Raw genomic sequence first — 21,330 nt, 5'->3', positions numbered from 1 at the left:
CGACTACCGGAACCTCTCCTGGTCGTAGACTCCGATCGACCAGAGCCCCGGCTGGGGGCCGGTCTCGGCCGCCAGGCGCTCCGGCATCGCGGTGATCGCCTCGCGATCCCATGGTCCGTCGCACTTCCCCGCCCGCCGGTCGGCGAGGGCGCACTTGTCAGCCAGCCCGGCCGATCCGATCGGCGCGCCGGCGGGGAAGACCCAGACCTCCAGAGCCTGGGGCGCCAGCAGCCAGTCCGGTGTCACGGACCTCTCGTCGTGCTGGACCTGGAGACCCGGGCCCAGCCGTACGCACGGGGTGAGATCGTGCCACCCGCCCTTCGCGTCCCGGACCAGCACCCACGCCTTTGGGTCGGGGCACCGGATCGCGACCCCAGTGTGGACGCTGGTCGGCCGGAACGAAATCCGTACCCCTTCTCCCATGGACTGATAGGTCCGACCGAAGATCAACGACACCGGCCCGTACCTGCTCTCCACGGTCCGTGGCAGTTCGACCCCCGTCAGGAAGTGCGCCGTGACGCCCGTGGCCGGCTCACCGGGGTTCCCACCGGGCCACGGCAGCACGACTCCGGCCAGGGTCACGACCGTCGCGGCGGCGCCCGCCAACGCCGCCCCTGCCGTCGCCCGGCGGCGCAGGCGCGTCCTGGCTCCCCGGCGCCTGATCTCGCTCACCTGGGGAGGCAGCCCGTCCTCGCGGATGCTGTTCTCGGCGAACACCGCACGCAGGTCGTCCTCGGTGTACTGAGTCATCGAAGCGCCTCCAGCTTCAGATCGTGTAGTGCAGGATCCACGCGAAGCCGCGCCAGTGCCCTGCTCAGCTGTTTTTTCACGCTGCCGACCGAGCATCCGAGCGCGTCGGCCACCTGCTGCGGGGTCAGATCGTCGTAGTAGCGCAGGACGAGCGCGGCGCGTTGCCGGGCCGGGAGGCCGCCGACCGCCGTCCAGAGGGCCGAGCGCCGCGCGACACCCGTCTCGAAGTCCGGCCCGGTCGGGCCGTCGGGCAGCGCCTCGGTCGGCACCTCGCCGCGCCAGCGCCGCCGCCACCAGGAGGCGTGCGTGTTGACGAGGATCCGGTACACGTACGGGTCGGGGTCGGCCTCGATTCTGCGCCACGCCGTCCATGCCTTGACCAGCGTCGTCTGCACCAGGTCCTCGGCCGCCTGCCAGTCTCGGGTCAGCAGGTACGCCGTACGGCACAACCGCTCGTGTCGTTGCCCGACATACTCGGCGAACCCATCCGCCATCACGTCCTCCAGATCCGTTCCGCCTCACGGTGTATTACCGGTTGGAGGAGCGGTCCGGGTGACATCACGGCCGAGAACGCCGCAGTTCGCGTCGCGCTCGAACAGTGGCTGCGGACGACCGCCGCGTCGTCCGCGACCGGTGGGCTCGTCGTGGTGTCCGGCTCGCTACCGGACCTACTCCGCGCCACGCTCGCGCCACTCGCGCCTGCGCTCGACGCCGCCGAGCAACGAGCACGCCGCCCGCGTCAGTGAACTCCGGCCCGCAATCTCCTGGAGGGGGTTGATCGTCCGCGACGACCGACCGGCGCAAGCTCATCCGGTCACGCGGCGAACCGCCTGAGCAGGTCGCCCATGGCCTCGCCGGCGAGGGCTGCTTCACCTCGCGGCCCCCGTCGACGTGTCAGTCGTCCGGCGGTGCGTTCTTCGTGGGCTTTCGCCACGCCGGATAGGGCAGGCCGGCCCCCCGGTTGATGACGAAGCCCTGCAGGACGATGACGAACACCGCGACCATCATGATCAGCAGGTGTTCGGGGGTCCGCAGCAGCCCCAGCGAGACGATCAGGGTGGTGGCGCCGGCCGGTGGATGCGCCGCCTGGAAGATCGGCATCAGCCCACAGGTCAGTCCGAGCGCGATGGCGCAGGCCAGGATCCGCTGCCAGTCGATCTTCTCCAGGTCGGGCGGCACGGCGAGCAGGCCGGTGACCGCCAGCGAGAACCATCCGGCCAGTACGCCGATCAGGTGCCCGACCAGGGCGTTGTGCGGCGAGGACGCGGCCGCCAGCGGGGTGTAGAAGAGCAGGAAGGCCGTGGGACCCAGGGACGGGAAGACGAACGGGGCGTCGGTGTTGTAGGCGATGATCGCCATGAGGAAGATCGAGATGAAGCTGTTGACGCCCGTGTAGAGCGAACGCACCGCCCAGGTGGGATATCGCTCCTCCAGCGACTCCAGGTGGTAGGCCTTCGCCCCACGGGTCAAACGTCGCTCCGTTTCCAGCCCGGCCGGAGCGCGGCGGTGCTGATGTTCTGCGGGTCGCGGGCGCGGTAGACGATGTACGGCCTGAACAGGTACTGCACGGGCGCGGCGAACGCGTGGACCAGCCGGGTGAACGGCAGGATCGCGAAGAGCAGCAGCCCGGAGATCGCGTGGATGCGGTACTCGATCGGCGTGCGTGCCATGAGCGCCACCTCGGGCTGGAGCACGAAGAGGCTGCGCGCCCAGGGCGAGAGGTCGACGCGGTAGTTGTAGTGCAGCGCCGCGGCGTTGATCAGGGTGGCGGCCAGCCCGAACGTCAGCGCCGCGACCAGGAAGATGTACATGATCTTGTCGTTGACGGTGGTGGCCAGGAAGACCGGCCCGGTGGTGCGCCGCCGCCAGACGAGCAGGACGATGCCGGCGTAGGTGAGCACACCGGCGGCGATGCCGAGCCAGAGCGCCAGGGAGTGGTAGATGTTCTCGCTGAGCCCGATGGCGCTCGTCCAGCTCTGCGGGATGAACAGGCCGAGGAGGTGGCCCATCAGCACGATGAGCAGCCCCATGTGGAACATCGGGCTGCCCCACCGCAGCAGCCGCGACTCGTACAGCTCGGACGAGCGGGTCGTCCAGCCGAACTTGTCGTAGCGGTAGCGCCAGATGAGGCCGGTGACGAGGATCGCCACGGCGATGTAGGGAAACGCCCCCCACAGGAAGATGTCAATGGGTGACGGCATCGTGCACCTTCACCATCGAAAAGGGCGGAAGCTCGCGGCTCCGGCCCGGCGCGGACGAGATCACTGGAGACCCCCGGTGGTGGCGATGGGATATGAGGGGAGTTCAGACGAAGGGAGTCCGAGGGTGCCCAGCCCGACCAGTTCCGGGCCGCCGTCGAGCGGGCGGCGGGCCATCTGGGCGGCCTCCTCGCGGGTGCGAGGGGAGTCCCCGGGCAGCGTGCCGCACACCGCTTCCAGCAGCCGCGCGTACGGTGTGGCGGCCCCGATCAGGGCGAACTTCAGCAGTTCGAGCCCGCCCCGGTGCTCCTGGAGCAGCTCCGCCCCGTCCTCACGTTCCAGGGTCGCGTACTCCAGGACGACGGGCAGGTAGTCGGGCAGTTCGTCACTGCCCGGAGGCGTCAGGCCGTGCGCCCGGTAGCGAGCCTTGATCGCGGCCAGTGAGAAGCCGCGGCGGCGGGTGTCGCCGTCGGTCCACCACGTCAGGTGCAGCGAGCGGCGGTTGCGAGTGTCGAAGATCGACACGTAGTGCTCCTCGGCCCGCAGCAACTCCTGGCCCGCCAGGTGCTCGGCGAACTCGCTGACGGCGGCCACCGGCGGATGGGTGCCGGTCTCGGCGAGCGCGGCCCGGATCAGCGGCAGCCGGTCGAGCAGGGTCTGGTCGGGGTAGCGCAGGCACAGCCCGGCCGCCCGGCGCACCACGGCCACGCCGTCGGCGGACAACCGGGGTCGTCGCGAGGTCCATGGCGGCTTCATCACGACTCCCCGCGCTTGCGCCGCTCGCTGATTTCGCCCGGTTCGGCGCCCAGCCCCTCGACGTTGTCCACCTGACCGCCTCGGGGGCTGTCCCCGCCTCTCGACCGGTACGGGAACAGCCCCTCGGGAAGACCGCGGCCGTCCCAGTTGAGCAGGTTGATCCGGCCCTTGTGCCCGGAGGTGTCGGCGGACGACTCCGAGGTCTGGCGTTCGCGCAGGCCGTGGAAGGTCTCCACGGACAGGGGCGCCGGCCGTCCGGACGCCTCGCCGAACGGCCCCGACGCCTCGGTGCCGCCCATCCCCGGGCCGCCCTCGTAGTCGAGGCTGCATCCGCTCAGCGCGGTCTCCTCCAGGTTCCGTACGTCTCCGGCGGCGGCGGTCGGGATGACGTAGCGCTCCTCGTACTTCGCCACGGCGAGCAGCCGGAACATGCTGTCCAGTTTCTCGACGCTGAAGCCGACCGACGCGGCGATCTCCGGGTCGACCGGCTCGCCGAGGTTGATCCGGCGGCGGTGGGAGCGCATCGCGGCCAGCCGCCGCAGCGCCAGCTCGACGGGCGCCGGGTCACCCGCCGTGAAGAGCTCGGCCAGGTAGGAGACGGGGATGCGGAGCGTGTCGATGGCGCCGAACAGGTTCTGGTAGTCCTCGCCGTCGTGGCCCGAGGCGGTGATCGCCTCCACCACGGGCGAGAGCGGAGGCACGTACCAGACCATCGGCAGCGTGCGGTACTCCGGGTGCAGCGGCAGCGCCACGCCGTAGGTGGCGATCAGGTCGTAGACGGGCGACCGGCGGGCCGCCTGGATCCAGTCGTGCGGGATGCCCGCCCGTTCGGCGGCGCGCCGGACCTCCGGGTCGTGCGGGTTGAGGAACAGGCCGAGTTGCGCCGGGTAGAGGTCCTGCTCGCGGGGGGTGGCCGCGGCAGCCGGCGCCTGATCGGCGTCGTAGAGCAGCACGCCGATGTAGCGCAGCCGGCCGACGCAGGTCTCGGAGCAGACGGTGGGCTGGCCGACCTCGATGCGCGGGAAGCAGAACGTGCACTTCTCGGCCTTGCCGGTGCGGTGGTTGAAGTACATCTTCTTGTACGGGCAGCCCGTCACGCACATCCGCCAGCCGCGGCAGCGGTCCTGGTCGACCAGCACGATCCCGTCCTCCACGCGCTTGTACAGCGCGCCCGACGGGCAGGACGCCACGCACGACGGGTTGATGCAGTGCTCACAGATGCGCGGCAGGTAGAACATGAAGGTCTGTTCGAGCTCCATGCGCACCTTGTCCTGGATCCGCTGCAGGACGACGTCGTCTTCCTGGTGCTGCGGCATGCCGCCCAGGTCGTCGTCCCAGTTGGCCGACCAGGTGATGTTGTCCATCCGCTTCCCGCTGATGAGCGAGCGGGGCGCCGCCACCGGGAAGTCGTCACCGGCGGGGGCGTCGAACAGGTCGTTGTAGTCGTAGGTCCACGGCTCGTAGTAGTCGCGGATGTTGGGCAGCAGCGGGTTGGCGAAGATGCTCGCCAGCCGGCGCATCCGGCCGCCCGCCTTGGGGACCAGCCGGCCCCGCGAGGTCAGCTTCCAGCCTCCCTGCCAGCGTTCCTGGTCCTCGTAGCGGCGCGGATAGCCCTGCCCGGGACGCGTCTCGACGTTGTTGAACCACACGTACTCGACGCCGGGCCGGCTCGTCCACGTCTGCTTGCAGGTGACCGAGCAGGTGTGACACCCGATGCACTTGTCGAGGTTCATCACCATGCAGATCTGGGCCATGACTCGCATCAGTACTCGACCTTCTGCGCCCGCCGCCGGATCACCGTGATCTCGTCACGCTGGGTGCCGACCGGACCCATGTAGTTGGGGAAGAAGGAGAGCTGGGCGTAACCACCGATGAAATGAGTGGGTTTGACGAGCACCCGGGTCAGCGAGTTGTGGATGCCGCCCCGCCGTCCGGTGGTCTCGCTCTTGGGGACGCCGATGACGCGGTCCTGGGCGTGGTGCATGTAGACCGTCCCGGCCGGCATCCGGTAGGACACGATGACCCGGGCGACCACCACGCCGTTGCGGTTGACCGCCTCGATCCAGTCGTTGTCGGCGACGCCGATGGCCTCGGCGTCCTGCGGGCTGATCCAGATGACCTGGCCGCCCCGTGACAGCGACAGCATGATCAGGTTGTCCTGGTACTCCGAGTGGATGGACCACTTGTTGTGCGGGGTGAGGTAGCGCACGGTCACCTCGCGCGAGCCGTCCGAGCCGAGTACGGGCTCTCCGAAGAGCCGGTGCATGTTCAGCGGCGGCCGGTACGTCGGCAGGTTCTCGCCGAACTCGGCGATCCAGTCGTGGTCGAGGAAGAAGTGCATGCGCCCGGTCAGGGTGTGCCAGGGCTTGTCGTGCTCGGTGTTGATGGTGAAGGCGCTGTACTGGCGTTCGGGGGTCTCGATGCCCGCCCATTCGGGGCTGGTGATGGTGGTCTGCGGGTGCGCCTGGGTGGCGGCGTAGGTGATGCGGCGGTCCGCGTCCGAGCGGGCGAGGTCGGCCAGCCCGTTGCCGGCGCCCACCTGCCGGGCCAGGGTGCGGAATCCCTGGTCGGCGAGGCGCCCGTTGGTCGAGCCGGACAGCGCCAGGATCGCCTCGCACGCCTTCTTGCCGGTATCGATCAGCGGCAGGCCGTCGGCGGGGCCGCCGCGCGCCACGCCGTTCGCCTGGCCCAGCAGTCTGACCTCGTGATCCACCTGGTAGTTGACGCCCTTGCAGGGCACGCCCTTGGACTCGGCGAGCGGGCCGAGGGCGCGCATCTGGGCGGCGATCGCCGTGTAGTCCCGCTCGACGATGGTCACGCTCGGCATCGTTCTGCCGGGGACCGGCGTCGATCCGTCGGCCCGCCAGTCCTGCGCGGCGCCCGTGGGGTTGCCCAGCTCGCCGGGTGTGTCGTGCTGGAAGGGGGTGGCCACCAGGTCGTACCGGGTGCCCAGATGCCGGCCGGCCAGATCTGACACGCCGTCGGCGATGTCGTTGAAGATCTCGAAGTCGGTGCGGGCCTGCCAGGGCGGCTCCACCGCCGGGTTGAACGAGTGCACGAACGGGTGCATGTCGGTCGCGTTCAGATCGTGCTTCTCGTACCAGGTCGCGGCCGGCAGCACGATGTCGGACAGCAGGGTCGTGGACGTCATCCGGAAGTCCAGCGAGAGCAGCAGGTCGAGTTTGCCCTCGGGCGCGGGGTCGCGCCAGCGCACGTCGCGTGGCCGGACGTCTTCGGGCGCCTCGGTGGCCCGCAGGTTGCTGAGCGTGCCCAGCAGGTGGCGCTGGAAGTACTCGGCGCCCTTGGCGGACGAGCCGAGCAGGTTGGCGCGCCACGCGATGAGGATGCGTGGCCAGTTGTCAGGATGGTCCGGGTCCTCGGCGCAGAACTTCAGCCGGCCTGCCGCCAGTTCCCCGGCGATGTGCTCGCCCGGGTCCCGGCCGGAGGCGCGGGCCTCGTCGGCCAGGTCCAGCGGGTTGCGGTCGAAGGTGGGGTAGGAGGGCATCCAGCCGAGCCGGGCCGACTGGGCCAGGATGTCGACCGCCGTCATCCCGGCGAAGAGTCCCTTGCCGAGCGGCGAGGACAGGCCGTCGGCGCGGAAGTGGTCGTAGCGCCACTGGTCGGTGTTCAGGAAGTAGAAGCCGGTGCCGATCATCTGCCGGCTCGGCCGCTTCCAGTCGTTCGCGGTGGCCAGCGTGGTCCACCCGGTGAGCGGGCGGCACTTCTCCTGGCCGACGTAGTGGGCCCAGCCGCCGCCGTTGCGTCCTATGCAGCCGGTGATCAGCAGCAGCGTGATGAAGTTGCGGTACGTGGTCTCCGAATGGAACCAGTGGTTGGTGCCGGCGCCCATGAGGATCATGCACCGGCCGTTGGTGCTCTCGGCGGTCATGGCGAACTCGCGGGCGGTCCGGATGGCCGCGGCGGCCGGCACCGAGGTGATCGTCTCCTGCCAGGCCGGGGTGCCGGGGGACGCCGCGTCGTCGTAGCCGGACGGCCAGTCGCCGGGCAGGCCGTCCCGGCCGACGCCGTAGCGGGCCAGCATCAGGTCGAACACGGTGGTGACCAGCGGCCCGCCGGGCGTCAGCCGCCTGGCCGGAACGCCGCGCCGGAGCACCGCCCCCGAACCGTCGGCGGTGTCGAACCGCGGCAGCAGCACCTCGGCGCCCTCGGCGTCGGGCAGGCCGTGCAGGGTGAGCCGGGGCAGGACGCCATCGAGGTCGAGGTTCCAGCGTCCGTCCTCGTGCGACCAGCGGTCGGCGACGCCGCCGGAGGGGACGACCACGTTGCCGGTGGCCTCGTCCAGCAGCACGGTTCGCCATTCGGCGTGCTCGGCCGCGGCGTGCGCCCCGCCGAGGTCGGTGGCGCGCAGGAACCGTCCCGGGACGTACGCGCCGTCCTTCTCCTCCAGCCGGACGAGGAACGGCATGTCGGTGAAGCGGCGCACGTAGTCGAGGAAGTACGGCACCTGCCTGTCGACGAAGTACTCGCGCAGGATCACCTGACCCATCGCGTGGGCCAGCGCGCCGTCGGTGCCGGGATGGGGGTGCAGCCAGTCGTCGGCGAACTTGCTGTTGTCGGCGTAGTCGGGGGAGACCACGACCACCTTCTGGCCGTTGTAGCGGGCCTCGGTCATCCAGTGCGCGTCGGGCGTGCGGGTGACGGGGACGTTGGAGCCCCACATCATCAGGTAGGCCGCGTCCCACCAGTCGCCGGACACCGGAACGTCGGTCTGGTCGCCGAACACCTGCGGGGAGGCCACCGGCAGGTCGGCGTACCAGTCGTAGAACGTCAGCGCCTGGCCGCCGATCAGCGACAGGAACCGGGTCCCGATCGCGTGGGACAGCATCGACTGGCCGGGGATGGGGGTGAACCCCGCGATCCGGTCGGGGCCGTGCTCCTTGAGGGTGTGCACGTGCGCGGCGGCGATCATCTCCAGCGCCTCGTCCCAGGTGGTGCGCACCAGCCCGCCCTTGCCGCGCGCCTGCTGGTAGCGGCGCCGCCGCTCCGGGTCGCCCACGACGTCCGCCCACGCCCGGACCGGGTCGCCGAGCCGCCTGCGGGCCTCGCGGTACATCTCCACGAGCACGCCGCGCGCGTACGGGTAGCGCACCCGCGTCGGGTGGTAGGTGTACCAGGAGAACGCCGCGCCGCGCGGGCAGCCCCGGGGCTCGTACTCGGGACGATCGGGGCCCGCCGTCGGATAGTCGATCTCCTGGGTCTCCCAGGTGATGATCCCGTCCTTGACGTACACCTTCCAGGAGCAGGAGCCCGTGCAGTTGACTCCGTGGGTGGACCGTACGATCTTGTCGTGCGCCCAGCGGTCACGGTAGAAGACCTCGCCCGCCCGCCCACCCCGGTAGGACACGTCCCTCAGGTCGTCGGAGTAGGTGCCCCGGCTGAAGAAGTGTCCGATCTGCAGGAGGGCCGTCGTGGCCCCCTCCTTGGGTTCCTCGGCCGTTCGCTCGTTGACCATGTCGTGTATCTACCAACGGCGGTGACAGGCAACCGGCCAAAACCCTTTACATAGAGTAATCTCTCCACCCCGGACAGTCCTCGGAAGTCACGGGCCGTGCCACGCCGGGCGGGCGTGGCCGGCGTCAGGCGGCCCGCAGGAGGGTGTGCGACTCGGCGGTTTCGTGCGGGGTCGAGCGCGGGGGCGGTGCTCATGTGAGCGGTCGCCTTTCCGGCGGCACCTCGTCGGCGTTCTTGAGTTGGAGCGTGCGGTCGTGTCGAGGGAGGAGGAACGGGGTCGTCAGGAGGAGGAGACCGGCGATAGCGATCGCGGTGCGGGGACCGGTGAGGCCGGCGAGGCCGTACTGCCAGGGTGCGAACCCGAGGTCGCCGAGCATGAGGACGGCGAGCACCACGCGCTGGCGGGCGCCCGGTCGGTGACCGTCGCTCAGCTCGCCGGGCACCGGATCTGGATGCCCGGCACCATCGCCGACACCCCGGCCCTGGCCACTTTCATCGGGAACCCGAGGAGACCCCCGCCTTCAGGCGGGGGAGGAATCGGACCCCCTGCGGAGCAGAGCAGGGGCAGGCGATTCGCCGCCAGGCGGACCGCCGTCGAAACGCCGCCCGACACCGCAGGGTTCGGTAGTGTGTTCGACGGTGGCGATGACCAAGCCACCGGGCGAACGATCAGAAGCATCCTCGCCGCAGGGCTTGCGGAGAGGTGAAACGCCTGTGGCGCCGGTGTAAGACCTCAACGAGAGTCCTCTCTCGGGCGGGCGACCGGCGGTGAAGCAGGAAGCCCAACCGGCGACGGTTGGAATCCCGGTTCTTCATAGCCGGGAGGATGTCAAGAGCGAGCAGACCCGCCTGGTCTGGCCCGCCGACCACGGCCTGCGCCGCATCCCGGTGACCGACCCGACGCCCGTCTACCCGCACTCGCTCCTGTGGCACCGCGACAACCCCCCCCAGGGCTGGCCGCCCTCCGCGCCCACCTCGCCGCCACAGCGACCGGCCACGACGCCGCCGGGACCTGGGCGCCGGGCTGGGTGCTTCCGCGCTAGAACGGCTCCGGGGCAGGCGAAGATCTTGCGCTACGCCGCTGTGGGCTCGGGGCTCACGAGGCCAACCGTTCGCGTGCGTCGCGACCTGATCTCGTGGGTTCGGTCCCGCCGTCAGGCTGCTTGATCTCGGCCCACACCGCATCAAGGGAAAGACTGAGGACATCAGCGATCGCCGCGATGGTCGGGAAGGCGGGGGTCGCTACGCGGCCCGACTCGATCTTCCGGAGGGTCTCCGGCGAGACGCCTGCGTCCAGCGCGGTATCGAGCATCGAACGCGCCCCTCTGGCGCGACGCAACAGGGCACCGAGGCGCTGTCCGCGCTCGACCTCTGCGGGTGTGAGCGGCAACCTGACCATGGCTCTGATCCTACTAGTACCGGGATAATATGGCCGGGATAGTTATTGGTTTGGGTGAGAAAGGCGCCACATGATCGAGATCTTGAACCCCACCGAACTGGCCCGAGCGAAGGAGGCAGGTGCCCTGGTCGCTGACATTTTGCAGACGCTGAAGAGCCGCACCGCAGTAGGCACCAACCTCCTGGACATCGACCGGTGGACCGAGACCATGATCGTCGAGGCTGGTGCGCTGTCCTGTTACGTCGACTACGAGCCATCCTTCGGACGCGGGCCGTTCGGCCACTACATCTGCACGTCCGTCAACGACGCCGTGCTCCACGGACTGCCATACGACTACACGCTCGCCGACGGCGATCTGCTGTCGCTCGACCTCGCCGTCTCCAGCGGCGGAGTCGTCGCAGACTCCGCCATCAGCTTCATCGTGGGCGACTCAAAGCCCCCGCAGAGCGTCGCGCTGATCAGCGCGACCGAACGCGCGCTGTACGCGGGGATAGCCGCTGCCGGCCCTGGGGCTCGCATCGGCGACATCTCCCATGCCATCGGCTCAACCCTCAACGACGCGGGGTATTCGATCAACACCGAGTTCGGAGGTCATGGCGTCGGATCAACGATGCACCAGGACCCGCACGTTTCGAACACCGGACGGCCCGGCCGCGGATACAGACTGCGCCCTGGGCTGCTGCTGGCACTGGAACCGTGGGTCATGGCGGACACCGCCGAACTCGTCACCGACGCCGACGGGTGGACGCTCCGAAGTGCCACAGGCTGCCGGACGGCACACAGTGAGCACACGATCGCCATCACCGGCGACGGAGCCGAGATCCTCACCTTGCCGAAGCGGGCGCACGCGTGAGGCCGGAGCCACGCGTGCCCCTGTGCTTCTGGCGCCCCATCGCGAATCGCCGGTGAAAAGGAGGACTCCTCGGGCGGGAGCCTTGTCATTCCTCAGGCAGGAGCTCGCCTAGCAAACCGCGCAGCGGGCTCGGCGTCGGCGCCGAGGACGTCGAGGATCTCGGCCTGCAGGCGGTCCAGCGCGTCGTGGACCACGACGAGACGCTGCCTGCCGAGGTCGGTGAGCTCCAGGGCGTAGCGGCGGCGGTCGTGGGGTCGCGGCCGCTGTCGACAAGCTGCTACTTGCGCACCTATGGCACGCAGAGTGCCCGTGCCATCAGCGTGCCGAGGTGGGTAGTCGTTCGCGCGAACGACTACCCACCTGCTCTGGCTCAGCCTCACTCCTGGAGGACGTCATGTCCGCGCGTGCGTATCGATCACACCGGGTTGGTCAGAATCCGGGCGGCGGGGTCGCGTCCGGGCCCGGCGTGACGTGCAGGATGATCACTCCGTCGTTGTAGGTTTCCGCTGTCGCCACCGACCAGCCGGGATCGATACGGGAAGCGGGTACGTTCTCCTCGCCCTTGAAGCCTTCTTCCCCGCTCCTCAGGGGCCAGTCGAGCGCGTAAGCCACCTTCAGGTCGTGCTCGCGCACGACGCGGGCCGCCTCACCCGCGGATCGTCCCTGAAGCTTCACGCCGGCCAGCGCCTCACCCGGCCAGCTCGCGTCGGCCGGGTGGGCGTACTTCTCGCCGGGCTTCGCCGGGCGACCCAACTGGAACTGCGCGGGTCCCTTGAGGTCCGCGGTGACGCGGAAGGCCGTCAGGCACCCTTCGACCCGCTCGGCGCAGTTGGAGAGGGTGGACGACATATGCGCACCGGGCTCGGCCTTGCCGAGGTCGAATCCGACGACGGGCTCTCGCTGTTGCGGCGAGACGGGGATCAGCCTCACCGTGACGTTGTCCAGGCCGACCTTGCGGAAGGCCTTCTCCAACTCGGCGGGGTCGGGATCGCCGTCGGTGATGTAGAAGGCGTACTCGTCGCCGACCCGGTCGATCGTCACGGCCTGACTGGCGTACACCTGCTCGGAGGCCCCGAACAGGGACGGCCCGACGACAATGGCTCCGGCCAGGGCGGCGGCCGCGGCCAGGCCGAGCAGGGCGCGGCGAGGAGAGGGCAAGAGCCGTCGCCGGGCCGGGGCGTGCTCCAGCAATACGATCTCCGCCAGCAGCGCGTCCGCCCCCGCGATGGACGCCCGGCCGGCCAGGTCCTCATCCAGCACCCTGGCCCGGTCCTTGAAGATCTGGTCGTTGTTCACCCTGACTCCTTCTCGATGAGCGGCCGTGATGTGAAACCAGCGGCCGATGGGCGGGTCTTCTCCAGAGCCTTGGCGAAGCGCCTGCGGGCCCGGTGCAGGAGGATTCGGGCGGCATTACGGGAACAGCCCAGCACTGTGGCGATCTCGCCGGGGTCGAGCCCCTCCCAAAGGTTCAGTGCCAGCAGTTCACGATCGCTGTCGGCGAGCATGTCCATGGCTTCGCCCACGCCGTTTCGCTCACTGTGGTGGGAGGGGGCGGCATAAAGGTGTTCGATCTCGTCGGTGAGTTCGGTGTGCCGGGTGAGCCTGCGCCGCTCGCTACGGCGGTGGTTGGCCAGGACCCGACGGGCCACGCCGTACAGCCAGAGCTTGCCGGCCTCGCCATCGGGGAGCTTGGCCATCCGCCGCCAGGCGACCACATAGGTCTCGGCCACCACGTCGGCGGCGTCCTCGGGAGAGGAACACCGCCGCACGGCGTATCCGAGGATCTGCTCATAGGTTCGCCGGTACACCGCCTCAAACCGGGACCGGTCGTCTTGTTCACTCACGCGTCATCCTCGTCAGACCTTCCGAACGCTGCGGGCTTTCACTTCCTACGTGTCCGTGGCCGACGGCAGAATTTCAGCGTGATCTGGCGTGGAACCCCAGGCGTTTACGCCCGGGAGGAAACGCCGGCGCGGGAGGGCCTCCAGGCGAGCGGCGCTCTGACGGTCGGTCTCTGTGGGTAGCTCAGCCTGGCCGCTTCTGGTTCTCGATGTACTCCTTCGAACCAGCGCACGCCCCGAATGCGGCTTGTCCATCACCGTGCAGTTCGCACACGGTCCCATCCGAACCCTCGGAGTGCCACCGGAATACGGGCAGAAGCGGGACGCGAAGCGCGCGAGCTGCCACGGAGACTCAGGAGTCGAGCGTGTCGCGGATCAGTCGCCGCACCCGCTCGACGTCCGGCAGCGGCGCGGCGTGGTCGTCTCGCGCCAGTGACGGCTCGTTCGCGGCGCTCGCCGGATCCGCGAGCCGGCGCAGGCCGGCACGCAAGAGCGCACCGTCGATGGAGGCGACGCCGCTGAGCGCGAGCACCGACACTCCCTGATCGAGCGCGGTCATGAGCTGCGCGACATCATCGACCGGCAGATCCTCGCCCGCAGGCCGGCCTGCGGCCGCGACCCGGCCGTAGGCGTCGAGCAGCACCTGAACCCGTTCGCGGAGCAGGTGGGTGAGCGTTTCGTCGCGGGCGGCGGTCGTGATGAACTCCAGCGTCGCGAGCCCGAACCCGCGCACCATCTCCGCTGCGTCCTCGTCACGGGTGGCTCTCGACTCCGGCGCGCCGGCGTCACTCGTCGCCGGCGTCGCGAACGGATCCCAGCCCTCGCCACGCAACGCCTCCAGGTTGTAGTCCATCACCGCCAAGAACAGCTCCGCCTTGCCGCCGAAGTTGGAGTAGACCGCCCCCTTGGAGAACCCGGCCTCGTTGGCGATGCCCTCCAGACTCGCTCCGTGATAGCCGTCGCGGGAAAACGCTGCCAGCGCCGCCGCGGTGAGCGCATCGCGGGTCTCTTGCTTCAGCTCGGCACGGCTGCGCCGCACCCGGGGTGCTGGCGTGGAGTGGCGTCGATCCATGACCGACATCCTAATTGACGTACCGTCGGCATCACGATACCAATGGAATCTTAATACCAACGGTATCTCAATGACCGGTGATGGAAGGATCGCTATGAGTGGCACAGTGCTCGAGGTCGAGGGCCTCACGAGACGGTTCGGCTCGGTTGTCGCGAATGAGCAGGTCAGGCTGCGGGTCAGGGCGGGAGAGGTCGTCGGGCTGCTGGGGCACAACGGCGCCGGCAAGACCACGCTGGTCTCGCAGGTCGTCGGGCTGCTCCGGCCCGACAGCGGGTCGATCCGGGTGGCCGATGTGAACGCGATCGCGGATCCGGCGACGGCGCGCCGCTGCGTGGCACTCCAGGCGCAGGCGCAGGCGCCGATAGATGGCCTGACGCCCAGGGCGGCGATCGAGATCGCCGGCCGACTGCGCGGCATGTCCGCAACGGACGCGAGGGCTGCCGCGCGCACTCTGGCCGACGAGCTGGACATCCGCGAGTGGTTCGACCGGCGGGCCACACCGGACGGCGGTGGACTGTCCGGCGGCGTGCGCCGCCTGACCGCGTTCGCCATGGCCGCGGTCGCCCCGGTGCCGCTGGTCATCCTCGACGAACCGACCAACGATGTCGACGCGGCCCGGCGGCGGCTCCTGTGGCAGACCGTCCGCCGGCTCGGCGACGACGGTGCGGGGGTGCTGCTCGTCACCCACAACGTCGTGGAGGCCGAACGAGTGGTGGACGAGCTCGTGGTGCTCGACCGAGGCAGGGTCGTCGCCGCCGGGTCGCCGAGTCAGCTCCGCGGGGCGAGCGACCACGACCTGCGGCTTGAACTCTCGCTGCATCCGGATGGTGCCGACCCATCCGAGTTCCCCGCCGATGTGCCGATCCCGATCGCTCGCCGTGTCCGCGCCGGCCGGCGGGTGTTGCTGACCCTCGGCGCGGCCGACGCCGAGGCCGCCGTCGCCTGGGCCACGACTCTTCGCTCGGACGGGCGCATCGAGGGCTACGCACTGGCCCCCGCCACCCTCGAAGACGTCTATCTCGCCGTCACCACCAGCGCCGCCGCAAGCGCGGCCACCACCACGAAGGAAGCCGCCGATGTATGAGTCGATCACCTCCGCGCCGCCGGCGCGAGTGCCCGCCGGCGTCCCGCCGCGCACCGGCCTCTGGACGACCTACGGGAGCCTGCTGCGCTGGACGATGGCCCAGATCGGCGTGATGCTTCCGCTGTTCATCGTCGTCCAGGCGCTGCTCGCCGCGGGCATCATCATCGGGTTCGGATTCCTCATCCCCGACATCGACACCCCCGCCGCCCGGTTCCTGTCCACGGGCGCGCCCACCGTGCTGCTGATGGTCATCGGCTTCGTCATGGTCCCCCAGGGCGTGGCACAAGCACGCACCAGCGGCACGTTCACCTACATGCGCGCGCTGCCGGTGCCGCGCCCGCTGCTGCTGCTGTCCGACCTGACGGTGTGGCTGGCCGTCGCCCTGCCGGGCATCCCCGTCGCGATGGTGGTGGCCCAGCTGCGATACGGCTTCAGCTACACCTTCGACTGGCCTGTGCTGGTGGCCGCATCCGTCCTGGCCGCGGTGATGGCCGCCGCGGTCGGCTATGCGATCGCCGTGCTCCTGCCCCCGTTGCTGGCTCAGCTCATCACGCAGGTGCTGGTGTTCTTCGTGATGCTGTTCTCGCCGATCACCTTCCCGGCGAGCCAGCTACCCGAGTGGTTCCAGGCGGTCCACGACGTGCTCCCGTTCCGGCCCGCCGCCGACCTGCTCCGCGCGGGGCTGCTGTCGGGCGGCCACGGCGTGCACTGGCAGGATTTCGCCGTGCTGCTGGTTTGGTGCGCGCTCGGGTTCGCGATCAGCGTTCGCGCTCTGGTACGCCGTGCCTGAAGCGTCCCGGATCTGCTGAAGCGGCAGGCTTCTCATTCCTCAGGCAGGAGCTTGCCGAGCAGGGCCCGCAGCTCGCGCTCGGCGGCGGCGCCGAGGACGTCGAGGATCTCGGCCTGCAGGCGGTCCAGCGCGTCGTGGACCACGACGAGACGCTGCCTGCCGAGGTCGGTGAGCTCCAGGGCGTAGCGGCGGCGGTCGTGGGGGTCGCGGCCGCGGGCGACGAGACCGAGCTGGACCAGCTCGTCGACCACCTGGGCGGCGGCGGGCTCGGTGATGTCGAGGTGCTGGGCGAACCGCTGCTGGGGGCACGGGCCCAGCTCGTCGATCGCCGTCAGGGAGCCGAAGTGCCGGGTGCGCAACCCTGAGCCGGCCAGCAGCGCGTCGCCCATGCGGCGCAGGCGGTAGTGGGCCTGGGCGACGAGGAAGGCGGTGGTCTGGAGCGGCTCGGGCTCGGGGAGCAGCAGGCTCAGCAGCTCGTTGAGACGCTGCCGCTCGGCCGGTGTCAGGGGAGCGGTGATGCGGGCGTCGCGCTCGGCGACCTGCCGGCGCATGGCGTCCCGGGCCCGGCGGCCCTCCTCGGTGATCGACAGCATGTAGGAGCGCCGGTTGGCCGGGTTGCGGGTGCGGGTCACGTGGCCGGCGTCTTCCAGCCGGTCGACCAGCCGGACCATGATCGTGCGGTTGATGCCGAGCCGCTCGGCCAGCTCGTGCTGGGAGTCGGCGTCCTGGTCGGCGAGCGTGTCGAGGACGACGTAGTCGCGGGCCTGCGGGTCGTCGCGCACCGCCTCGGCGGTGAACCGGGCGTAGACCCGGCGCAGCAGCTTGCCGACCGCTTCCTGGGTCGCCGTCGTGGCCGGCCTGTCGTCCACTGGTGCACCTCCGCCCGGCAGCTTACCGAAGCGGTGATGGTTAAGCGGAAAAACAGTTGGCAGATTGACAGTTAAATAGTGGATGGTTAGCGTACTTGATACCGCGCCGGATGTCTGGGCGCGGAAATCCCCCTGACCCTCGCCGCGCGCCGGACCTGGCGCGCCCATGCCCTACGGAGCCAAGGCATGACCTTCACCCTCGACATGACGATGATGTTCGCGATGCACGACGCCCTCCGGCGGGAGCTGGAGCGCATCGCCAAGGTCGCCGCCCGCACCGGCGACGATCCCCGGCAGGTGCTGCGGACCGCCGCTGGCTGGGAGCTGTTCAAGACCTTCCTGGTGGTCCACCACACGTCCGAGGACATCACGCTGTGGCCCGCCATGCGGCAGGCGCTGGCCGGCCGTCCCGACGACCTCGCCCTGCTGGACGCCATGGAGGACGAGCACGCCGCCATCGACCCCCTGCTGGCCGGTGTCGACGAGGCGCTGACCGACCGCGACCACGGCGCCGACCGGCTCGGGGGACTGGTCGACGCCCTGGTCACCAGCCTGGGCGGGCACCTGCGCCACGAGGAGTCCGAGGGCCTCGCGCTGATCGACGCCACCCTGACCGGCGAGCAGTGGCAGCACTTCGCCGAGGTGCACCGCGACCGGGTCGGCGGCAACGCGCCCCGCTACCTGCCCTGGCTGCTCGACGACGCCGGCCCGGAGACGGTCGCGCGCGTTCTCGGCCGGATGCCGTCCCCGGTGGTGGCCGCCTACCAGGACGAGTGGCGCGCCGCGTACGCGGGCCTGCGCCTCTACTCCTGACCCCCTGACACCTCACTTCCGAGAGAGCCCTTTCATGTCCGTGCACGACGAAGTTCGCGCCCTGCCCGGCGCACCCGCCCGCGAGCGCCCCGGCCTGGCCCTGCTGGTCATCGCCGCCGCCCAGCTCATGCTCGTCCTCGACGGCACCATCGTGAACGTCGCCCTGCCCAGCATCCAGAGCTCCCTGGGCATCGCCCAGGCCGACCTGAACTGGGTGCTCACCGCCTACGCCCTGGCCTTCGGCGGCCTGCTGCTCATCGGCGGGCGGGCCGGCGACCTGTTCGGCCGCCGCCGCGTCTTCCGCCTCGGCCTGGTCGTGTTCACCGTGGCGTCGCTACTCGGCGGACTCGCCCCCACCGGCGCGGTGCTCATCGCCGCCCGGGCGCTGCAGGGCGTCGGCGCCGCCATCGCCGCGCCCACGGCGCTGTCCCTGCTGGCCACCACCTTCCCCGCCGGACCGGCCCGCACCAGGGCGCTCGGCGTCTACGGGGCGATGGGCGGCCTCGGCTCGGTCGTCGGGCTGCTGCTCGGCGGCGCCCTCACCGAATACCTCGACTGGCGCTGGGTCCTGTACGTGAACGTGCCGATCGCGATCGCGGTGCTGGCCGGCACCGGCGTGCTGGTCGACGGCGGGCGTGATCGCGGCCGCGTCGACCTGCCCGGCGCGCTGACCGCCACCCTCGGCCTGGGCTCCCTCGTCTACGCCATCAACCGGGCCGGCTCCCACGGCTGGACCGAGCCGGTCACCGTCGGCCTCTTCACCGCCGCGGCGCTGCTCCTGACCGTGTTCCTGCTGGTGCAGCGACGCAGCCCGGCCGCGATGCTCCCGCCCGCGATCCTGCGCGACCGCGGCCGAGCCGGCGCGAACGCCGTCATGCTCCTGATGGGCGCGGGCATGATGGCCACGTTCTACTTCCTCACCCTCTACATGCAGACGATCAAGGGGTACGGCCCGATGCAGACCGGGCTGGCCTACCTTCCGTTCGCGCTCGGCATCGGCGGGGCGGCCGGCGCGATCGGCCCCCGCCTGCTGAGCCGCCTGTCCGAACGTACGGTCACCGTCATCGGCCTGGCCCTGGCGACCGCCGGCATGGCGTGGCTCGCCCTGCTCACCCCGGAGACCGGCTACGCCGCCGTCCTGCTGCCCGCCCAGTTCGTCGCCGGAGTCGGGCTCGGCCTGGGCTTCGTCACCACGACCATCGGCGGCGTACGGGGCGTCGCCGCCCGCGACACCGGCATCGCCTCCGGGCTGGTCAACACCAGCCAGCAGATCGGCGGCGCCCTCGGCCTCGTCGTCCTGGCCGCCGTGGCCACCGCCGCCACCGCCGCCACCGCCGACCACGCGCTCCCGGCGTCACTGACGACCGGCTACACCACGGCTCTGCTGGCGGGTGCCGGCCTCTACCTGGCCGCCCTTCTCGTGGCCGCCGCCACGATGCCCCGGACGCCCCCGGCCGCTACCCCGGACGCCCTCGGCCGCGATCCTGGCTGAGCCGGAGGACGCGTCGCCGGTGACCGTCAGAGCTTGACGCGGCCCGCGGCGGTTCCTGCGATGTCCAGTACTGCCGTATAGGTACGGCGTACGGCGAGGGAGATCGGCCAGGGTGTGCCAGACGCGTTCGGCGCCTAGTTCCAGGGCCGCTTCGAGGTGCTCGGAGCGTGAGACCAGGGCGTCGACAGTGGCCCCGGTGTGGCGGGCGAGCTGGACGGCCATGCCGCCCACGGCACCAGCCGCGCCGGTGATCAGAACGTGGTCTCCGTCGGTGACTGCTGCCCGCTGGAGGGCCTGCAGCGCCGTCACTCCGGCCAGCGGGAGTGCCGCGGCATCCACCAGCGAAACCGTGATGGGGGCGGCCGCCAGCAGCCGGGCGGGCAGGGCGACCTGCCCGGCCCAGGTACCACGGGTCGGTGGCGATCTGCGCGGACATCGCGATCACCTGGTCCCCGGGGCGGTAGCCGGGGTGGTTGGTGGCGGTGACGACTCCGGCCAGGTCCCACCCCAAGGTGGCGGGGAGTTCGGGCCCGACCTCCCATGCGCGGGTCTTCCAATCCACCGGGTTCAGGCTGCTTGCGGCGGTACGGATGAGCACCTCGTCAGCTCCTGGAGCGGGCTGGGGAACTTCCCGGACGGACAGGACTTCGGGCCCGCCGTGGCGAGCGATCTGGATCGCGTGCATGGCGACCTCCTTTGCGGAGTGAGTAGATGGGGATCAGACAGCGATGGGGACTTCGGGTTCGGCGTCCCGCGCTGACGTCCGTGTCCGGGGCAGGACGAGATAGGTGAGGGCCAATCCGATCAGGCTCAGCACCGCACCCGCCAGGCCGGTCCAGCGCAGAGCACCGGCGGTGACGATCACGCCGCCGATAACCGAGCCGGCTGCGGCGCCGAGGTTGAAGGCACCCACGTTGGCGGACACGGCCAGAGTCGGAGCGGCGCCCGCGTGGTGCAGGATCAGTCCCTGCAGCGGGGCAATGGTCGCGGTGGCGAGCAGCCCGAGCACGAGGACCACGGCCACGGCGGTGGGCTGCCACACCGCGGCGAACGGGATGAGCAGGAGCGTCCCCGTCAGCCCGCCGAAGACCCCACGTACGGTTGCGCTCATCGACTTGTCGGTCAGCTTTCCGGCAGTGAGGTTGCCGAGGAAGCTACCCGCGCCGTAGGCGAGCAGCAGACCGGAGACCGCCGCGGCGGAGAAGCCGGATACACGGGTCAGCAGCGGGGCGATGTAGGTGAACACTGTGGCGACCCCGGAGAAGCCCACCGCGGTGGTGACGATGGCAAGCAGGACCGGCCGACGCGCCACCACGCGTATCTCGTCACGCAGTCGCGTGGTCGGCGCCTCCTGCCTGGGCAGCACCGCGGCCAGGAGCACGACGCCCGCCAGAGAAAGAGCGGTCAGCACGGCGAACGGAGCCCGCCACCCGGCGCTCTGCCCGAGCAGCGCCCCCAGAGGCACCCCGAGCAGCGTGGCCGCGGTGAAGCCGGACGCGACAGTGGCGATGGCCGAGCCCGTCTTCTCGGCCGGGACCACCCGGGTCGCCGTCACCAGTGCCAGGGCCAGGAAGGCGGCGTGGCTGAGCGAGGACACCACGCGGCCCACCAGGAGCAGGCCGAACGAAGGCGCCACGGCACTGATCGCGCTGCCCGCCGCGAACAGCAGCATCAGGCTGATGGCGAGCCCCTTACGCGGCAGTCGCGCGGTCAGAACCGCCATGACTGGCCCTCCGGCCACCACTCCGAGCGCGTATGCGGTCACCGCTTGTCCTGCGGTTCCCACGGAGACGTCCAGATCGGCTCCGACCTGGGGCAGCAGCCCGGCGATCAGGTACTCCGAGGTACCCACGACAAAGACACTCGCGCACAATGCCGCAAGCGTCGCGAAACCCTTGTTCACGTTCATGCCGCATAAGTTAAAGTCTCATATCGGTATGA

Annotated in this window: 20 protein-coding genes; 5 read left to right on the top strand and 15 right to left on the bottom strand. The window is 70.4% G+C overall.

Annotated elements, in window-relative coordinates; all coding sequences use genetic code 11:
• Positions 1 to 3: 3 nt before the first annotated feature.
• From AB0I38_RS03160 to AB0I38_RS03120, 9 genes are all read right to left on the bottom strand, one after another.
• The gene (locus AB0I38_RS03160) at positions 4 to 750 is read right to left on the bottom strand and encodes a hypothetical protein (protein ID WP_358461045.1); all 747 of its coding nucleotides are present in this window, start codon (positions 748 to 750) and stop codon (positions 4 to 6) included.
• Complete coding sequence (locus AB0I38_RS03155) at positions 747 to 1,244, bottom strand: SigE family RNA polymerase sigma factor (RefSeq protein ID WP_358461042.1); 498 nt, start codon at positions 1,242 to 1,244, stop codon at positions 747 to 749. The genes AB0I38_RS03160 and AB0I38_RS03155 overlap by 4 nt, the downstream gene beginning before the upstream one ends.
• 400 nt (positions 1,245 to 1,644) lie before the next feature.
• Positions 1,645 to 2,220, bottom strand: a complete 576-nt coding sequence (locus tag AB0I38_RS03150) for an HPP family protein (protein WP_358461039.1) — start codon at positions 2,218 to 2,220, stop codon at positions 1,645 to 1,647.
• Entirely contained in the window at positions 2,217 to 2,951 is a 735-nt protein-coding gene (narI, locus tag AB0I38_RS03145; protein WP_358461036.1) for a respiratory nitrate reductase subunit gamma, read from the bottom strand. The genes AB0I38_RS03150 and narI overlap by 4 nt, the downstream gene beginning before the upstream one ends.
• Before the next feature lie 60 nt (positions 2,952 to 3,011).
• Positions 3,012 to 3,704 (bottom strand): nitrate reductase molybdenum cofactor assembly chaperone, encoded by a 693-nt coding sequence (gene narJ / locus AB0I38_RS03140; RefSeq protein WP_358461033.1) that lies wholly within the window; start codon positions 3,702 to 3,704, stop codon positions 3,012 to 3,014.
• Positions 3,704 to 5,467 carry a nitrate reductase subunit beta gene (narH, locus tag AB0I38_RS03135; RefSeq protein WP_358461030.1) on the bottom strand — a complete coding sequence of 588 codons (1,764 nt, stop codon included), beginning with the start codon at positions 5,465 to 5,467 and terminating at the stop codon, positions 3,704 to 3,706. Before narH ends, narJ begins: the two co-directional genes overlap by 1 nt.
• Positions 5,467 to 9,177 (bottom strand): nitrate reductase subunit alpha, encoded by a 3,711-nt coding sequence (locus AB0I38_RS03130; RefSeq protein ID WP_358461027.1) that lies wholly within the window; start codon positions 9,175 to 9,177, stop codon positions 5,467 to 5,469. Before AB0I38_RS03130 ends, narH begins: the two co-directional genes overlap by 1 nt.
• A 190-nt stretch (positions 9,178 to 9,367) precedes the next feature.
• Positions 9,368 to 9,619, bottom strand: a complete 252-nt coding sequence (locus tag AB0I38_RS03125; RefSeq protein ID WP_358461024.1) for a hypothetical protein — start codon at positions 9,617 to 9,619, stop codon at positions 9,368 to 9,370.
• A gap of 653 nt (positions 9,620 to 10,272) precedes the next feature.
• Entirely contained in the window at positions 10,273 to 10,575 is a 303-nt protein-coding gene (locus tag AB0I38_RS03120) for a helix-turn-helix domain-containing protein (RefSeq protein ID WP_358461021.1), read from the bottom strand.
• Positions 10,576 to 10,645: 70 nt separating this feature from the next.
• On the opposite strand from AB0I38_RS03120, the gene map reads away from it, so the two are divergent.
• Positions 10,646 to 11,428, top strand: a complete 783-nt coding sequence (map, locus tag AB0I38_RS03115) for a type I methionyl aminopeptidase (protein WP_358461018.1) — start codon at positions 10,646 to 10,648, stop codon at positions 11,426 to 11,428.
• 429 nt (positions 11,429 to 11,857) lie between these two features.
• Here the strand turns inward: map and AB0I38_RS03110 are convergent, their stop codons facing one another.
• From AB0I38_RS03110 to AB0I38_RS03100, 3 genes are all read right to left on the bottom strand, one after another.
• Positions 11,858 to 12,724: a hypothetical protein gene (locus AB0I38_RS03110; protein WP_358461015.1), complete on the bottom strand. Its 867-nt coding sequence runs from the start codon at positions 12,722 to 12,724 to the stop codon at positions 11,858 to 11,860.
• Positions 12,721 to 13,272, bottom strand: coding sequence for an RNA polymerase sigma factor (locus AB0I38_RS03105; protein WP_358461012.1), 552 nt, complete (start codon positions 13,270 to 13,272; stop codon positions 12,721 to 12,723). The genes AB0I38_RS03110 and AB0I38_RS03105 overlap by 4 nt, the downstream gene beginning before the upstream one ends.
• Before the next feature lie 349 nt (positions 13,273 to 13,621).
• Positions 13,622 to 14,341, bottom strand: coding sequence for a TetR/AcrR family transcriptional regulator (locus tag AB0I38_RS03100; RefSeq protein WP_358461009.1), 720 nt, complete (start codon positions 14,339 to 14,341; stop codon positions 13,622 to 13,624).
• Between the two features lie 94 nt (positions 14,342 to 14,435).
• Between AB0I38_RS03100 and AB0I38_RS03095 the strand changes: the two genes are divergently transcribed.
• Entirely contained in the window at positions 14,436 to 15,425 is a 990-nt protein-coding gene (locus AB0I38_RS03095) for an ABC transporter ATP-binding protein (RefSeq protein WP_358461006.1), read from the top strand.
• Positions 15,418 to 16,215: an ABC transporter permease gene (locus tag AB0I38_RS03090; RefSeq protein WP_358461003.1), complete on the top strand. Its 798-nt coding sequence runs from the start codon at positions 15,418 to 15,420 to the stop codon at positions 16,213 to 16,215. The genes AB0I38_RS03095 and AB0I38_RS03090 overlap by 8 nt, the downstream gene beginning before the upstream one ends.
• A 32-nt stretch (positions 16,216 to 16,247) precedes the next feature.
• Here AB0I38_RS03090 and AB0I38_RS03085 read toward each other — a convergent pair whose 3' ends face one another.
• Positions 16,248 to 17,084, bottom strand: a complete 837-nt coding sequence (locus tag AB0I38_RS03085) for a MarR family winged helix-turn-helix transcriptional regulator (protein WP_358461000.1) — start codon at positions 17,082 to 17,084, stop codon at positions 16,248 to 16,250.
• 186 nt (positions 17,085 to 17,270) lie between these two features.
• Here AB0I38_RS03085 and AB0I38_RS03080 point away from each other — a divergent pair, with 186 nt between their 5' ends.
• Positions 17,271 to 17,897 (top strand): hemerythrin domain-containing protein, encoded by a 627-nt coding sequence (locus AB0I38_RS03080; RefSeq protein WP_358460997.1) that lies wholly within the window; start codon positions 17,271 to 17,273, stop codon positions 17,895 to 17,897.
• Positions 17,898 to 17,931: 34 nt separating this feature from the next.
• Positions 17,932 to 19,389: an MFS transporter gene (locus AB0I38_RS03075; protein ID WP_358460994.1), complete on the top strand. Its 1,458-nt coding sequence runs from the start codon at positions 17,932 to 17,934 to the stop codon at positions 19,387 to 19,389.
• Here AB0I38_RS03075 and AB0I38_RS40340 read toward each other — a convergent pair.
• Positions 19,355 to 20,074 carry an alcohol dehydrogenase catalytic domain-containing protein gene (locus tag AB0I38_RS40340; protein WP_436838709.1) on the bottom strand — a complete coding sequence of 240 codons (720 nt, stop codon included), beginning with the start codon at positions 20,072 to 20,074 and terminating at the stop codon, positions 19,355 to 19,357. The two genes, AB0I38_RS03075 and AB0I38_RS40340, sit on opposite strands and share 35 nt — an antisense overlap.
• A gap of 33 nt (positions 20,075 to 20,107) precedes the next feature.
• Positions 20,108 to 21,298 (bottom strand): MFS transporter, encoded by a 1,191-nt coding sequence (locus AB0I38_RS03070; protein WP_358460991.1) that lies wholly within the window; start codon positions 21,296 to 21,298, stop codon positions 20,108 to 20,110.
• Positions 21,299 to 21,330: the final 32 nt, after the last annotated feature.

The sequence above is a fragment of the Nonomuraea cavernae genome (assembly GCF_040655715.1).
Lineage (GTDB): Bacteria > Actinomycetota > Actinomycetes > Streptosporangiales > Streptosporangiaceae > Nonomuraea > Nonomuraea cavernae_A.
Note: the sequence above shows the minus strand (reverse complement) of the source record. Positions and strands in the feature narration are given on the sequence as shown.

Excerpts from the sequence above, each read along its gene's own strand:
- AB0I38_RS03160 (WP_358461045.1), bottom strand. The coding sequence starts at position 750 with ATGACTCAGTACACCGAGGACGACCTGCGTGCGGTGTTCGCCGAGAAC.
- AB0I38_RS03155 (WP_358461042.1), bottom strand. The coding sequence starts at position 1,244 with ATGGCGGATGGGTTCGCCGAGTATGTCGGGCAACGACACGAGCGGTTG.
- narI (WP_358461036.1), bottom strand. The coding sequence starts at position 2,951 with ATGCCGTCACCCATTGACATCTTCCTGTGGGGGGCGTTTCCCTACATC.
- narJ (WP_358461033.1), bottom strand. The coding sequence starts at position 3,704 with ATGAAGCCGCCATGGACCTCGCGACGACCCCGGTTGTCCGCCGACGGC.
- narH (WP_358461030.1), bottom strand. The coding sequence starts at position 5,467 with ATGCGAGTCATGGCCCAGATCTGCATGGTGATGAACCTCGACAAGTGC.
- AB0I38_RS03130 (WP_358461027.1), bottom strand. The coding sequence starts at position 9,177 with ATGGTCAACGAGCGAACGGCCGAGGAACCCAAGGAGGGGGCCACGACG.
- AB0I38_RS03120 (WP_358461021.1), bottom strand. The coding sequence starts at position 10,575 with ATGGTCAGGTTGCCGCTCACACCCGCAGAGGTCGAGCGCGGACAGCGC.
- map (WP_358461018.1), top strand. The coding sequence starts at position 10,646 with ATGATCGAGATCTTGAACCCCACCGAACTGGCCCGAGCGAAGGAGGCA.
- AB0I38_RS03100 (WP_358461009.1), bottom strand. The coding sequence starts at position 14,341 with ATGGATCGACGCCACTCCACGCCAGCACCCCGGGTGCGGCGCAGCCGT.
- AB0I38_RS03095 (WP_358461006.1), top strand. The coding sequence starts at position 14,436 with ATGAGTGGCACAGTGCTCGAGGTCGAGGGCCTCACGAGACGGTTCGGC.
- AB0I38_RS03090 (WP_358461003.1), top strand. The coding sequence starts at position 15,418 with ATGTATGAGTCGATCACCTCCGCGCCGCCGGCGCGAGTGCCCGCCGGC.
- AB0I38_RS03080 (WP_358460997.1), top strand. The coding sequence starts at position 17,271 with ATGACCTTCACCCTCGACATGACGATGATGTTCGCGATGCACGACGCC.
- AB0I38_RS03075 (WP_358460994.1), top strand. The coding sequence starts at position 17,932 with ATGTCCGTGCACGACGAAGTTCGCGCCCTGCCCGGCGCACCCGCCCGC.
- AB0I38_RS40340 (WP_436838709.1), bottom strand. The coding sequence starts at position 20,074 with ATGCACGCGATCCAGATCGCTCGCCACGGCGGGCCCGAAGTCCTGTCC.
- AB0I38_RS03070 (WP_358460991.1), bottom strand. The coding sequence starts at position 21,298 with ATGAACGTGAACAAGGGTTTCGCGACGCTTGCGGCATTGTGCGCGAGT.